Annotated in this window: 14 protein-coding genes; 1 reads left to right on the forward strand and 13 read right to left on the reverse strand. The window is 33.4% G+C overall.

Annotated features, from left to right (window positions below):
- Position 1 precedes the first annotated feature (1 nt).
- Complete coding sequence (argS, locus tag ABD935_RS11235; protein WP_345192140.1) at positions 2-1,780, reverse strand: arginine--tRNA ligase; 1,779 nt, start codon at positions 1,778-1,780, stop codon at positions 2-4.
- A 425-nt stretch (positions 1,781-2,205) separates the two neighbouring features.
- Here argS and ABD935_RS11240 point away from each other — a divergent pair, with 425 nt between their 5' ends.
- A complete protein-coding gene (locus ABD935_RS11240; protein ID WP_345192141.1) occupies positions 2,206-4,278 on the forward strand; it encodes a tetratricopeptide repeat-containing sensor histidine kinase in 2,073 nt (690 codons plus the stop codon).
- Between the two features lie 214 nt (positions 4,279-4,492).
- On the opposite strand, the gene ctlX is transcribed toward ABD935_RS11240, so the two are convergent.
- The 12 genes from ctlX to infA all read right to left on the reverse strand — a co-directional run bounded on the left by ctlX (position 4,493) and on the right by infA (position 14,283).
- Positions 4,493-5,428, reverse strand: a complete 936-nt coding sequence (gene ctlX / locus ABD935_RS11245) for a citrulline utilization hydrolase CtlX (RefSeq protein ID WP_345192142.1) — start codon at positions 5,426-5,428, stop codon at positions 4,493-4,495.
- Positions 5,429-5,434: 6 nt separating this feature from the next.
- The gene (locus ABD935_RS11250; RefSeq protein WP_345192144.1) at positions 5,435-6,349 is read right to left on the reverse strand and encodes a dimethylarginine dimethylaminohydrolase family protein; all 915 of its coding nucleotides are present in this window, start codon (positions 6,347-6,349) and stop codon (positions 5,435-5,437) included.
- A 154-nt stretch (positions 6,350-6,503) separates the two neighbouring features.
- The gene (locus ABD935_RS11255; protein ID WP_345192145.1) at positions 6,504-7,790 is read right to left on the reverse strand and encodes a citrate synthase; all 1,287 of its coding nucleotides are present in this window, start codon (positions 7,788-7,790) and stop codon (positions 6,504-6,506) included.
- A 171-nt stretch (positions 7,791-7,961) separates the two neighbouring features.
- Complete coding sequence (gene eno / locus ABD935_RS11260) at positions 7,962-9,254, reverse strand: phosphopyruvate hydratase (RefSeq protein WP_345192147.1); 1,293 nt, start codon at positions 9,252-9,254, stop codon at positions 7,962-7,964.
- 157 nt (positions 9,255-9,411) lie between these two features.
- Positions 9,412-10,515: a glutamine-hydrolyzing carbamoyl-phosphate synthase small subunit gene (gene carA / locus ABD935_RS11265; protein WP_345192148.1), complete on the reverse strand. Its 1,104-nt coding sequence runs from the start codon at positions 10,513-10,515 to the stop codon at positions 9,412-9,414.
- A gap of 111 nt (positions 10,516-10,626) precedes the next feature.
- A complete protein-coding gene (gene rplQ, locus ABD935_RS11270) occupies positions 10,627-11,100 on the reverse strand; it encodes a 50S ribosomal protein L17 (protein ID WP_345192149.1) in 474 nt (157 codons plus the stop codon).
- A 59-nt stretch (positions 11,101-11,159) separates the two neighbouring features.
- Positions 11,160-12,152: a DNA-directed RNA polymerase subunit alpha gene (locus ABD935_RS11275; protein WP_298555360.1), complete on the reverse strand. Its 993-nt coding sequence runs from the start codon at positions 12,150-12,152 to the stop codon at positions 11,160-11,162.
- A gap of 95 nt (positions 12,153-12,247) precedes the next feature.
- Positions 12,248-12,853, reverse strand: a complete 606-nt coding sequence (rpsD, locus tag ABD935_RS11280) for a 30S ribosomal protein S4 (RefSeq protein ID WP_345192154.1) — start codon at positions 12,851-12,853, stop codon at positions 12,248-12,250.
- A gap of 226 nt (positions 12,854-13,079) precedes the next feature.
- Entirely contained in the window at positions 13,080-13,463 is a 384-nt protein-coding gene (gene rpsK, locus ABD935_RS11285) for a 30S ribosomal protein S11 (RefSeq protein ID WP_345192155.1), read from the reverse strand.
- A 105-nt stretch (positions 13,464-13,568) separates the two neighbouring features.
- Positions 13,569-13,943: a 30S ribosomal protein S13 gene (rpsM, locus tag ABD935_RS11290; RefSeq protein WP_194766089.1), complete on the reverse strand. Its 375-nt coding sequence runs from the start codon at positions 13,941-13,943 to the stop codon at positions 13,569-13,571.
- A 3-nt stretch (positions 13,944-13,946) separates the two neighbouring features.
- A complete protein-coding gene (gene ykgO, locus ABD935_RS11295; RefSeq protein WP_013305171.1) occupies positions 13,947-14,063 on the reverse strand; it encodes a type B 50S ribosomal protein L36 in 117 nt (38 codons plus the stop codon).
- A 4-nt stretch (positions 14,064-14,067) separates the two neighbouring features.
- Entirely contained in the window at positions 14,068-14,283 is a 216-nt protein-coding gene (gene infA, locus ABD935_RS11300; RefSeq protein ID WP_007094967.1) for a translation initiation factor IF-1, read from the reverse strand.
- Position 14,284 lies beyond the last annotated feature (1 nt).

Below are 14,284 nucleotides of genomic sequence, written 5' to 3' on the forward strand. Positions count from 1 at the left end.
ATCACATTCGCTCAGGGACATCAATTCCTAACAATCCAAAACCGTTTTTTATAGTATTCGCAACTGTATGAGACAATTGCACTCTTAATGTTTTCTCGGCATCATTATCTGCTCCTAAAATAGAAACGTTTTGGTAAAAGGAATTGAATTCCTTAACCAAATCATAAGTATAATTAGCAATTAATGCAGGACTATGATTATCGGCAGCATTTTGAACTACCTCTGGAAACAATTGTATTTGCTTAATAAGCTCTTTTTCTTTTGGATGAAGAGACAATTCACCTGTATTTACATTAGCATTAAAATCGGCCTTACGCAAAATAGACTGTATTCTTGCATAGGTGTATTGTATAAAAGGCCCTGTGTTCCCTTGAAAATCAATAGATTCTTTCGGGTCAAATAAAATACGCTTTTTAGGATCAACCTTTAAGATATAATACTTTAAAGCACCAAGACCAATGCTTTTGTAAAGTTCCTGCTTTTCATCATCTGAATAACCATCAAGTTTGCCTAACTCTTCAGAGATTTCTTGGGCTGTTTTTGCCATATCATCAATTAAGTCATCAGCGTCAACTACGGTGCCTTCTCTACTTTTCATTTTTCCACTAGGTAAATCAACCATACCGTAACTTAAATGGTACAAATTTTTCGCCCAATCAAAGCCTAACTTCTTCAGAATTAAAAACAACACTTGAAAATGATAATCTTGCTCGTTTCCAACCGTGTAAACCATACCACCAACATCAGGAAAATCCTTAATACGTTGTATTGCCGTACCAATATCTTGGGTCATATAAACCGCGGTACCGTCGGCACGTTGCACGATTTTTTTATCTAATCCCTCTTCAGTTAAATCGCACCAAACAGAACCATCTTCTTCTTTAATAAAAACACCCGATTTTAAACCTTCGGCAACAAATTCCTTCCCTAACAAATAGGTATTGCTTTCATAATATAAGGCATCAAAGTCAACCCCTAAATTTTTATAAGTTTCGGCAAAGCCTTCATATACCCAACCGTTCATTTTTTCCCAAAGTGCAACAACCTCTTCATCTCCAGCTTCCCATTTTAAAAGCATATTTTGTGCTTCTATCAATAATGGGGCATTCTTTTTTGCTTCCTCTTCAGAGCTGCCTTTGGAAATTAAATCTTGAATTTCCTTTTTATATTCTTGATCGAACTTTACATAATAATTACCGACCAACTTATCGCCTTTTAAACCTGTACTTTCTGGCGTTTCTTCGTTTCCAAATTTCTTCCAAGCCAACATACTTTTACAAATATGAATCCCTCTATCGTTTATAATTTGGGTTTTGTAAACTTTTTTGCCTGAAGCTTTTAAAATTTCAGCAACGCTATACCCTAAAAGGTTGTTTCGAACATGACCTAAATGTAAAGGTTTGTTTGTATTTGGCGATGAATACTCAACCATAACAGCTTTTTCTTCTGCCTTAGACGAAACAAATCCATAACATGCATCATCCTTAATACCGTTAAAAAAATTGATGTAATACGAATCGCTTATTTCAACATTCAAAAAGCCTTTCACTACATTAAACGCTTTAACATCTGCTACTTTTTCAACTAAATAATTACCAATAGCTTCGCCTATCTGTACCGGATTTCCTTTAATAAAACGCAACATAGGAAAAATAACAACGGTAATATCGCCAGCAAATTCTTTTCTAGTCGCTTGAAATTCTACAGTTTCTAATGCTATATTAAAACTTGACTTTACAGCTTGTTTAACGTAATTTGATAAGGTATCCTGAAGATTCATTTATTTGGTATTATAAGCCTGCAAAGATAGAAAGTTTTTTATGTTTTCTTGAAGCTTCCAAATATTTAATAAATAGTATAAATTATTGAAATCCCTACGTTTATAAAAATCATTCCAAAGTAAATATAGCAGTATGCATTTCATCGATAAAAGTGTTCTTTTTCTATGATTATTGCCGTTCGTCTATTCGTCGATTTTTACGTTAATTTTACTTTGTCCTTTCATCTAATTTATTGGTATTAAAACGCAGAAATTAGATTATAATAAGGCTTTTTCCAACTTTTGCCTAGTAATGCTATTAACCAATCCATTTATTTGGAAAGATTTAACACTAACAAATAATTACAGCTTAATAAAGCTATCTTATTTTCCCTCAAATTAAGACCTTTAAATTGCTTTATTACGAGTCGTAATTTAAACGTTGTATGAGGAGATTAATTACTTTAATACTTTTATCATCAATTTCTATAGGTTTTTCCCAAACCGATGAGATTGATAGCCTTGCCTTACAACTAGCTTTTCAAGCCCAAGATTCACTTAAGATAGATACCTCTTTAAAGATTATTAAATCGCTTTATAAGATAAATGATTATGATAGAGCTATAAAGTATATCATAGAAAGCGAAAAACTTTCAAATGCTCTAAATCATGAGAAAGGCATTGCAGAAATCACCTATTATAAGGCTTTAGTTTATGCCGAAAAAAATGATTACATAAATGCTGTTAGTGGCTATTCAAAAGCTAAGATGTTATTTAACACTCTAAAAGATACCTTAGGAGTTGCGAAGGTTAACAACAGTATTGGTTTAATAGAAATAAAAAGAGGCAACTACGCTAAAGGCTTACAATTTTCATTAGCCGCAATTAAGGAACTTGAAAAAAGACATCTAATAACCGACCTTAATTTAGCATATAGCAATTTAGCTAAAGCATATTACAACATTAATGCCTACGACAAAGCTATTACCTTTTATTTAAAAGCTGCTGACGTGCAAGAAAAATTAAATGACACTGCAGGTTTAAACGAGTCTAACAATAAATTGGCTGAGCTGTATTCTCAAAAAAAAGAACACCGAAAAGCCATAGAATATTACGAGAAAGTTTTGGATAGCGATGCATCCAATAATGATTCTATTCGTGGACGGATATTACCAAAATTAGGTGGCGAATATTTAAAATTCAACGATTACGCTAAGGCAACAAAATACTTAATTCAAGGTTTCAACATAAATAGACGCACCAATGATAAAGCAGGATTACTAACCGCTTTAAATAATTTAGGGGATTTAAATTTACGTCAAAATCGATTAAATATAGCCGAAAAACAACTTCTTGAAGCTGGAAATATTGCTAATGATATTGATAATAAAACCGAATTACTGAGGTATTATAAATTGATGAAAACCCTTGATTCTACCAGAAGAAGGTTTGACAGAGCTTTTGTATGGCAGAGAGAATATTATGATTTAAGCAATAGCCTTAGAAGAAATGAGGTTAATTTAAACACAAACATCTATGAACCTATAGAATTAGAGTTGCAAACTAGTCTTGATAAAACCTCAGTAGACACCAATACAAAACCTCAAATAACAACTACGGAATACACTTCTGATAATAACGAAAAATTAAAAAAGTATAAATTAATTTTTTACGCCTTATTAGCCGCACTTGCCATGGTCTCTACGTTTTTAATATTAATTTATTTTAAGCGTAATAGCAATATCAAATACATGCAAGAATTAGAAGAAAAGAATATTAAAATAGAATTGCAAAACGAAGCATTTGCAGAACAAACCAAACATCTTGAAAATGTAAATAATGTAAAAGACAAACTATTCTCTATTGTTTCTCATGATTTAAAAGATTCACTTTCCTCTATTAATGGCTTTATTGATTTATTAAAAGATGGCTCTTTATCTAGAGAAGAGTTTGATAATTTAATTCCAGAATTAAGCGAAAATGCTAATAACGCCTCGTTATTATTGTTTAATTTACTAAACTGGTCTAAGTCCCAAATGCAATCCTTAGAGCCAAAACCAAGCTTGTTTGATGTTCAAGAAGTTTTTGAAGACAAGATAAAACTTATTGAACAACGTATGGAAAGTAAAGGCATTACTTTAGTTGACCATTCTTTACGCGATTTTGCTTATGCAGATAGAAGCATGTTTGAAATCATTATTCAAAACCTGCTAGCAAACGCTTTAAAATTCTGTGAAAGCGGTGATACTATTACCGTTTCTAACCATATTAGTAACGGAAACTGTATTGCAAGCGTAGCAGATACGGGCATTGGTATTTCTAAACAAAACATTGAAAAACTATTTAAAAGCAACTCTTTTACAACCATGGGTACCGATAATGAAAAAGGTACAGGTTTAGGACTTTCTATTTGTAAAGAATTGGTAGAACTTAATAATGGTAAAATCTGGGTAGAAAGCACACAGGGCGTTGGCACCACATTTTATGTACAATTACCAAAATATAAGCCTTCATCTTAGAATTTTAAACTAAATATTCTTATGTATTTGGGCGTTACCTAAAGGTCGGGCTTTCTGTTACAATCTTTTCTTGTGCTGAACTTTCAGTATTCCATCAAGAAATTCAGATTCATTAAAATTCTAGTTTCAATCATAATATTAGTTAGCACAAAAAAAGGATTTCCACGGCAATCCCTGCCTGCCGGCAGGCAGGCCTAACGCGCCTATTTGCAAATTAATTTTTAGGCAAAAACACCTCTGCCATCATACAACGGGCACTTCCACCGCCACAAGCCTCGATGGTATCTAAAGAACTTGATAATATTTTACTGTGCTTTTCTAAAGTCTTTATTTGATTATCAGTTAAAGCATCATAGGCAGCTTGGCTCATAATTAAATAAAGTAAATCATTAGCCCCTTTTACTTGTAGCATATTACCCGCAAAATTATTGACTTGAGATTCAGTAATATCTATTATTTCCTTTCCATCTTCCTTTAAATGTTTAATCACATTTTTACGTTCTTTTTTATCGTCAATACTACTTAAACAAATCACAGCAAAAGTTTCACCTATACACATCATAACATTAGTATGATAAATAGCTTTACGTATGCCATTAACTGTTTGGTTGGATGTGAAAATTACCGGTGTATATTCAAAATCCTCACAAAACTCTATAAATAACTCTTCATCAGCACGAGCCGATAAAGCGCAATAGGCTTTTCTATTAACACGATCTAACACAACACTACCTGTACCTTCTAAAAAAACATGTTCCTCTTCGGCACTTGTATAATCAATGATGTTATTTATTATAAAACCTTCCGCTTCTAAGGTTTCTAAAACATCTTCACGACGCTCTAAACGCCTATTTTCAGCAAACATCGGATATAAACCCACATTTCCGTTTTCATGAAACGACACCCAATTATTCGGAAAAATAGAATCTGGTGTATCTATATCCAATTTATCATCTACCACAACTACATTTACTCCTATGCCCCTAAGCTTATCTACATAAGCATCAAATTCTTGTTGCGCTTTTGCATTAACAGTTTCAGGTAACATATTATCCAATACTTTTTGATAATAGTTATTTACAGCCGTTTGTTCATTCATCCTAAAATTTACAGGACGAATCATTAATATGGTATTGGTGGTTTGTTGCATTTTTATTTAATCTCTAATTAATGGCATCGTAGAACAGCGTAATAAACCTTCTTGTTTCCCAATTTCAGCATAAGGCACTTCCTCTACGGTAAACCCTTCTTGTCTTAACCAGGTGTTTAAACGTGTAAAATTCTTTTCAGAAATAATAATATCTTCAGAAATTGAAAAAATATTACAATTCATATTATACATTTCATCTTTGGTAATTTCAAAAATGTTTTCTTTTCCGAAGAAATCAACCAACCATTCATATTCGCGTTCAATTAAAAATCCGTTTTTGTGTATGATGGCTTTACCCTTTCCTATGGGTTGAAAGCAGCAATCTAAATGCAGTGCATTCTCTTTAGCATTTGTATCAGATTTTCTGAGCTCAAAGGACTTTACTATTTTATCTGGAAATAATTCTTGAATAGCTATTACGGCATCTATATTAGTTCGGGCAGTTATTAACTCCGGATAGTCTTCTCCTGAGTAGGTGCCTATAAAAATATACTCATTCCAAGGTATAACGTCACCGCCTTCAACATGGCATTCTTCAGGTAATATAATTCTGTTTTTTCTATCAATTTGATTCCAAACATAGCGTATGGCTTCAATTTCTTTTTCTCTATCTGGCAAAATATTGGCGCGTATCACTTTATCTTCAATCACAAAAGCAATATCTCTTGAAAATATCTGATTGCAATCTTTAATGACTTGGGGTCTAAAAACGGTAACATCATATTTCTCAAAAACTTGAGCAACGGCCTCCATTTCTAAAATCATATCGGCCTCTTTCGGGTAGTCGCCAGCCAAAACATGCTCAATACTTTTAGGATCATAGCAGTCTTCAACTTTTGGTACCGGCCCGCTACTTTCGGCAGTACCTAAAATCACTGCTCTTAATCTTGAGGTTTCGTTTTTTATATTAAGCTTTAACATGTTTTTTTAAGGTTTATCGAAATGTCACTTTTAAAAAGCCGAAATTAAGAATAATTAAACACATTTTACATTATTCTTAAAATAAAGCGTTAAAAAAAAGAAAAGCTTCATGAAATTTTCATGAAGCTTAATAATAATATAAAATATTTTAAATCTACCTTTTACTAATTGGCACAAACTTTCTTTCTGTTTCACCAATATAAACCTGTCTTGGCCTTCCAATAGGTTCTTTACGCAAACGCATTTCACGCCATTGCGCAATCCAACCTGGCAAACGTCCTAAAGCAAACATTACGGTAAACATATCTGTTGGTATGCCCATACCTCTATAAATAATTCCAGAATAGAAATCTACATTAGGGTACAATTTTCTATCTACAAAGTATTTATCTTCAAGCGCTTCTTTTTCAAGTCCTTTGGCGATATCTAAGATAGGATCTTCAATACCTAAGTCTCCTAATACTTCATCGGCTGCTTTTTTAAGTATTTTAGCACGTGGGTCGAAGTTTTTATAAACGCGGTGTCCAAAGCCCATTAAACGGAAAGGATCGTTTTTATCTTTGGCTTTAGCCATATATTTTTTAGTATCACCATCATCTGCTTTAATGGCTTCAAGCATTTCCAAAACGGCTTGATTTGCACCACCATGAAGTGGCCCCCAAAGTGCGGAAATACCAGCGGAAATTGACGCAAACAACCCGGCATGCGATGACCCAACAATTCTTACAGTTGAAGTAGAACAATTTTGCTCATGGTCGGCATGCAAAATTAAAAGTTTATCTAAAGCATTAACTAAAACTTTACTTTGCACATAGCATGCGTTTGGTTGTCTAAACATCATTTTCAAAATATTCTCAACATACCCTAAAGAGTTATCGCCATAATCCAATGGTAATCCTTGCTTTTTACGAAGTGTCCATGCCACTAAAACAGGAAACTTCCCCATAATCCTACACACGGATTTATACATATCTGCTTCAGAATTCACATCAACCGAAGACGGGTTAAACGCTGTTAACGCACTTGTTAAAGAAGATATGACACCCATAGGATGAGCAGATTTAGGAAAAGCGTCTAATATCTTTTTTATATCTTCGTCAACTATAGCTTCTGCTACAATATCTGCGTGGAATTTATCGTTTTGTTCTTTTGTTGGCAGTTCGCCAAAAATCAAAAGATAAGCTACTTCTAAAAAATCGGCCTTTTCTGCTAACTCTTCAATAGAATACCCACAATACCTTAAAATTCCCTTTTCACCATCCAAAAACGTGATAGCACTCTCACAAGAACCCGTGTTTTTGTAACCTGGATCTAGGGTAATTACACCGCCTGTACTACTTCTAAGCGTTGATATATCTATTGCTAGTTCGTTTTCTGTTCCTTTTACTAAAGGGAATTCGTTTTTTTGACCGTTGATTTCTATAGTAGCTGTGTTTGCCATGTTTTTAGTGTGAATTTAGTTTTATTTTGCAGAACGCTAATTTACGAAATATCTATTTGTTTTTAAAGATTATCTATAACGATTTCGTACATTTAAGAATTATTGAAATTGACGCCAAAAAAAAGCGATTATTGAAAAATAATCGCTTTTTTTTTAAAACTAAAATGTTTCTTATTTTATTTTAAATGCATTTTCTTGTGGAAAATAAGCAACTTCTCCAAGCTCTTCTTCAATACGAAGTAACTGGTTGTATTTTGCCATACGATCACTACGAGATGCAGAACCAGTCTTTATTTGACCACAGTTTAATGCTACCGCTAAATCTGCAATAGTATTATCTTCAGTTTCTCCAGAACGGTGAGACATTACAGAGGTATAACCAGCATTTTTAGCCATATTAACCGCAGCAATAGTTTCAGTTAGAGACCCAATTTGGTTTACTTTAATTAGGATTGAATTGGCAATACCTTCTTCAATACCTCTTGATAAACGCTCTACATTAGTTACGAATAAATCATCACCAACTAACTGTACTTTATCTCCTATCAATTCAGTTAAATAAGCCCAACCTTCCCAGTCGTTTTCATCCATTCCGTCTTCAATAGAAATGATTGGGTATTTAGCTGCTAATTCAGCTAAATATTCAGCTTGTTCTTTACTTGTTCTTACAACACCTGTATCACCTTCAAATTTCTTATAATCGTATGTTCCATTTTCATAGAATTCAGCAGAAGCACAATCTAAAGCGATTTTAACTTCATCACCAAATTTATATCCCGCATTAGCAACTGCTTTAGCTATAGTATCTAGAGCATCTTCTGTTCCGCCTGCTAAGTTTGGAGCAAACCCTCCTTCATCACCTACAGCTGTACTTAAATCTCTATCATGTAATACTTTTTTAAGGTTATGAAAAATTTCAGTACCCATTTGCATGGCATGCGTGAAATTTTTAGCCTTAACTGGCATAATCATAAACTCTTGAAACGCAATTGGCGCATCACTGTGAGAACCACCATTTATGATGTTCATCATTGGTACTGGAAGCGTATTAGCAGAAACCCCGCCTACATATCTGTATAATGGCATGTTCAATTCATTGGCCGCAGCTTTAGCAACCGCTAAAGAAACACCTAAAATAGCATTAGCTCCCAATTTTGATTTATTTGGCGTACCATCTAAATCAATCATTATTTTATCAATAAGGTTTTGTTCAAAAACAGAAACCCCTAACAATTCTTCTGCAATAGTAGTATTTACATTTTCTACTGCTTTTAAAACACCTTTTCCCATATAAGTATTTCCACCATCACGCAATTCAACAGCTTCATGTTCTCCTGTTGATGCTCCTGATGGTACAGCAGCTCTACCTAATATGTTGTTTTCTGTTACTACATCTACTTCAACGGTTGGATTTCCTCTTGAATCTAGAATTTGTCTTGCGTGAACGTTAATTATTATACTCATAATTGGTTTATTTTAAATCTTTTAAATTATTTCAAATTTACGGTTAAATCTTGTTTTTTGTGAGATGTTTTTGAAGAAATTGACAAAATAGCATCTATAACGTTTTAGTAAAAAAACTTCATAAATAGTCGATTATAATTGAAGTTTTTATTAATTTTTATTTCTTGATGTTTTCAATAAATTGATCAAAAAGATATGATGAATCATGTGGTCCTGGGCTAGCTTCAGGATGGTACTGAACCGAGAAACAATTCTTGCTTTTCATAGCTAAACCTGCCACAGTATGATCGTTTAAATGCACATGTGTTACCTCTAAATCTGGATTTGCTTCTGCCTCTTCTCTATTTACAGCAAAACCATGATTCTGAGAAGTAATTTCACCTTTACCAGTAATCATGTTTTTTACTGGATGATTAATTCCTCTATGACCATTATGCATTTTATATGTAGAAACACCATTTGCACGTGCAATTACTTGATGGCCCAGGCAAATACCAAATAATGGCAAATTCCTTTTTATAATCTCTTTCGCAACTTCTTGAGCTTCAACTAGAGGTTCTGGATCTCCAGGTCCGTTTGATAAAAAGTATCCGTCAGGTTTAAATGCTTCTAGGTCTTCAAACTTGGCATTGTATGGAAACACTTTTATGTAAGCGTCTCTTTTTGCTATGTTTCTAAGAATGTTCTTTTTAATTCCAATATCTAAAGCGGCAACTTTATACGTGGCATTCTCATCACCAAAACAATAAGGCTCCTTAGTAGAAACTTGTGAAGCTAACTCTAAACCTTCCATATTTGGCACATCAGCCAATTGTTTTTTTAAACCTTCAATATTATCAACTTCTGTAGAAATTACGGCATTCATAGCACCATGATCTCTAATGTAGCTTACCAATGCTCTAGTATCTACATCCGAAATTGCTAATAAATTATTTTCTTCTAGAAAATCTTCTAACGAACCGTCTGCATTATCTCTAGAGTACTCATAGCTAAAGTTTTTCACGATCAGTCCAGCAATTTTTATGGAATCAGATTCTACTTCATCATTATTTACTCCATAGTTTCCAATATGTGCATTGGTTGCAACCATTAATTGACCATAATAAGATGGGTCTGTAAAAATCTCTTGGTAGCCAGTCATTCCCGTATTAAAACACACTTCGCCAAATGAAGTTCCTTGTTTATTACCTACTGCTTTACCGTAAAAAATAGTACCATCTGCTAGAAGTACGATGGCTTGTTGTCTTTTTTGATATTTCATTATAATCTTTATGAGATTCCCGCCTGCGCGGGAACAAGGTTTTACAAAATTGCACAAAAAAAAGGATAAACTAAAATAGTTTATCCTTAATATATTAAATGCTTATTAACATTATTCTTCTTCGTTAGATGCTTTAGTTTCAACTGGAGCAACAGCAGCAGGTTTAGAACCTCCTCTTCTGCTTCTTCTAGTTGTTTTCTTCTTAGCTTTATCTGCATTATAGATTTCATTGTAATCTACAAGCTCAATCATAGCCATATCTGCATTATCCCCTAAACGATTTCCTAGTTTTATAATTCTAGTATATCCTCCCGGTCTATCAGCTACTTTAGCAGCTACATCTCTAAATAATTCAGCTACTACATCTTTTTGTCTTAGTCGAGCCATCACAATACGTCTGTTATGTGTTGTATCTTCTTTAGACTTAGTAATCATAGGCTCTACAAATTGTTTTAGAGCTTTTGCTTTAGCAACTGTTGTGTTAATGCGCTTATGTTCTATTAATGAACAAGCCATATTTGCTAACATTGCTTTTCTGTGAGCTGTTTGCCTACCTAAGTGGTTTACTTTTTTTCCGTGTCTCATGACATTTGTTTTATCATCTTGCTACCAAACTCGTAAATCGAGGAGCAAAATATGATTAATTAATCTTTATCTAATTTATATTTGCTTAAATCCATTCCGAAATTTAGTCCTTTAACATTTACAAGCTCTTCAAGCTCAGTTAAAGACTTCTTACCAAAGTTTCTGAATTTCATTAAATCGTTTTTGTTGAATGATACTAAATCTCCTAAAGTATCAACTTCTGCAGCTTTTAAACAGTTAAGTGCACGAACAGATAAATCCATATCGATTAACTTCGTTTTAAGCAACTGACGCATATGAAGAGATTCTTCGTCATAAGTTTCAGTTTGTGCAATTTCATCAGCTTCTAAAGTGATACGCTCATCAGAGAATAACATGAAGTGGTGAATTAATGTTTTAGCACCTTCAGTTAAAGCGTCTTGCGGAGTAATTGATCCATCAGTAATGATTTCAAAAACTAATTTTTCATAATCCGTTTTTTGCTCAACACGATAGTTTTCAATACTATACTTAACGTTTTTTATTGGTGTGTAAATTGAATCTGTAAAGATAGTTCCTATTGGTGCTGAAGCTTTTTTGTTTTCTTCTGCAGGTACATATCCTCTACCTTTTTCAATTGTAATTTCCATATTGAAATTAACTTTAGGATCTAAGTTACAGATAACTAATTCTGTATTTAATACTTGGAATCCTGAAATAAATTTTTGGAAATCTCCAGCTGTGATACGATCTTGACCAGAAATTGAAATTGAAATTGATTCGTTATCAATATCTTCAATTTGTCTTTTAAAACGAACTTGTTTTAAGTTTAAGATGATTTCTGTAACATCTTCAACTACACCAGCAATTGCTGAAAATTCATGATCTACACCTTCAATTCTAACCGATGTGATTGCAAATCCCTCTAAAGAAGACAAAAGTACTCTTCTTAAAGCGTTTCCTACTGTAAGACCGTAACCAGGTTCTAATGGTCTGAATTCGAATTTACCTTCGAAATCAGTAGAATCAATCATGATTACTTTGTCTGGTTTTTGAAAATTAAAAACTGCCATATTTTTCTTCGTTTTAATTGTTATTTAGTTGCGCGATCTAAAAGTTTGAAGAAGACTAATAAATCCTTTGGCCAAATACCAATATGAATAATTTATTATTTAGAATATAATTCGACTATGAATTGCTCGTTTATGTTTTCTGGAATTTGAATTCTAGCAGGAATAGAAACGTAAGTTCCTTGTTTCGTATCCGTATTCCAAGTAATCCATTCGTAAACTTGACTTGAGTTTGAAAGTGATCTTTCGATAGCTTCAAGTGATTTTGACTTTTCTCGAACAGCAACAACATCTCCAGCTTTTAAAGAGTAAGAAGGGATATTTACTAATTCCCCGTTTACCGTAATGTGTCTGTGAGATACTAATTGTCTAGCACCACTTCTTGTTGGAGCAATACCCATTCTAAATACTACATTATCTAATCTAGATTCGCAAAGTTGTAATAAAACTTCACCTGTAATACCTTGAGCAGCTCTTGCCTTTTTAAATAGACCTCTAAATTGACGCTCTAAAATACCATAAGTATATTTAGCTTTTTGTTTTTCCATTAATTGGATTGCGTATTCAGATTTTTTTCCACGACGTCTTGCGTTTCCGTGTTGTCCAGGAGGGTAATTTCTTTTTTCGAAAGATTTGTCTTCTCCGAAGATAGCTTCGCCAAATTTACGTGCTATTTTAGTTTTAGGACCAGTATATCTTGCCATTTTAAATTTGTTTTGAGAGTGATTATGAATTAAGGTCTTAATCTTATCCTTCGATAATCGTTGATCTCTCGTTAATACTTGTTAATTATTTTTTTCAGTCTGCAAATTTACACAAAAAATTAATACCATCTGAGGTTCAGATGATATTAATTTTTTGTGACGATTTTGAGTTACTCAAGACGAATCAAACTATTCGAAAATCGTAAATCTACAATCGTAAATTTATTTAGACTCTTCTACGTTTTGGAGGACGACATCCATTATGTGGTAATGGAGTAACATCGATAATCTCAGTGACTTCAATTCCAGCATTGTGGATAGAACGAATAGCAGATTCTCTACCATTACCCGGCCCTTTAACATAAACCTTTACTTTCTTCAATCCAGCTTCAACAGCTACTCCCGCAGCATCTTCAGCAGCTAATTGAGCAGCATAAGGTGTATTTTTCTTAGAACCTCTAAATCCCATTTTACCAGCTGAAGACCATGAAATCACGTCTCCTTTTTTGTTGGTAAGTGAAATAATGATATTGTTAAAAGAAGCTGTTACATGCGCTTCTCCAACAGCATCAACTATAACTTTACGTTTTTTTGTGCTTGTTTTTGCCATATTTTCTAGTGCTCAGTTTCAGTGATAGTCGCTAGAATCCTAAACCGTAATTTCAAACAGATTCCTTCCAACGTCTAAATACTAAAGACTAAATATTTCTAATTATTACTTAGTTGCTTTTTTCTTATTAGCAACGGTTTTTCTTCTACCTTTTCTGGTTCTAGAGTTGTTTTTAGTACGTTGCCCTCTTAAAGGAAGACCCGATCTGTGACGAATACCTCTGTAACACCCAATATCCATTAATCGCTTAATGTTTAATTGTGTTTCAGAACGTAATTCACCTTCGATAGTAAAAGTACCAACAGCTTCACGAATACCGCTAATTTGGTCATCGGTCCAATCTTGAACTTTTGTACTTTCGTCTACTTTAGCTTCAGCTAAAATTTCTTTTGCTCTACTTCTACCTATTCCATAGATATAAGTTAAAGAAATAACTCCTCTTTTGTTTTTTGGTATGTCTACACCTGCAATTCTTGCCATAATTTACCCTTGTCTTTGTTTAAATCTAGGATTCTTTTTGTTTATCACGTAAAGTCTGCCTTTTCTACGCACAATTTTACAATCTGCGCTTCTCTTTTTAACGGATGCTCTTACTTTCATCTTGTTAGTATCTATAAGTTATTCGAGCCTTAGTTAAATCATAAGGACTCATTTCTAGTTTTACTTTGTCTCCCGGTAATAATTTAATGTAATGCATACGCATTTTACCAGAGATATGTGCCGTCACAATGTGACCATTTTCTAATTCTACACGAAACATAGCATTGGATAATGCTTCTATAATAGTTCCGTCTTGTTCTATTGCTGCTTGTTTTGCCATA

The sequence above is a fragment of the Algibacter agarivorans genome (assembly GCF_039543245.1).
In the GTDB taxonomy this organism is placed as follows: Bacteria; Bacteroidota; Bacteroidia; order Flavobacteriales; family Flavobacteriaceae; genus Algibacter_G; species Algibacter_G agarivorans.

Coding starts and splice junctions, on each gene's coding strand:
- carA (WP_345192148.1), bottom strand. CDS start 10,515: ATGAAATATCAAAAAAGACAACAAGCCATCGTACTTCTAGCAGATGGT.
- argS (WP_345192140.1), bottom strand. CDS start 1,780: ATGAATCTTCAGGATACCTTATCAAATTACGTTAAACAAGCTGTAAAG.
- ABD935_RS11250 (WP_345192144.1), bottom strand. CDS start 6,349: ATGTTAAAGCTTAATATAAAAAACGAAACCTCAAGATTAAGAGCAGTG.
- infA (WP_007094967.1), bottom strand. CDS start 14,283: ATGGCAAAACAAGCAGCAATAGAACAAGACGGAACTATTATAGAAGCA.
- rplQ (WP_345192149.1), bottom strand. CDS start 11,100: ATGAGACACGGAAAAAAAGTAAACCACTTAGGTAGGCAAACAGCTCAC.
- rpsD (WP_345192154.1), bottom strand. CDS start 12,853: ATGGCAAGATATACTGGTCCTAAAACTAAAATAGCACGTAAATTTGGC.
- ykgO (WP_013305171.1), bottom strand. CDS start 14,063: ATGAAAGTAAGAGCATCCGTTAAAAAGAGAAGCGCAGATTGTAAAATT.
- ABD935_RS11240 (WP_345192141.1), top strand. CDS start 2,206: ATGAGGAGATTAATTACTTTAATACTTTTATCATCAATTTCTATAGGT.
- ABD935_RS11275 (WP_298555360.1), bottom strand. CDS start 12,152: ATGGCAGTTTTTAATTTTCAAAAACCAGACAAAGTAATCATGATTGAT.
- eno (WP_345192147.1), bottom strand. CDS start 9,254: ATGAGTATAATAATTAACGTTCACGCAAGACAAATTCTAGATTCAAGA.
- ctlX (WP_345192142.1), bottom strand. CDS start 5,428: ATGCAACAAACCACCAATACCATATTAATGATTCGTCCTGTAAATTTT.
- rpsM (WP_194766089.1), bottom strand. CDS start 13,943: ATGGCAAGAATTGCAGGTGTAGACATACCAAAAAACAAAAGAGGAGTT.
- ABD935_RS11255 (WP_345192145.1), bottom strand. CDS start 7,790: ATGGCAAACACAGCTACTATAGAAATCAACGGTCAAAAAAACGAATTC.
- rpsK (WP_345192155.1), bottom strand. CDS start 13,463: ATGGCAAAAACAAGCACAAAAAAACGTAAAGTTATAGTTGATGCTGTT.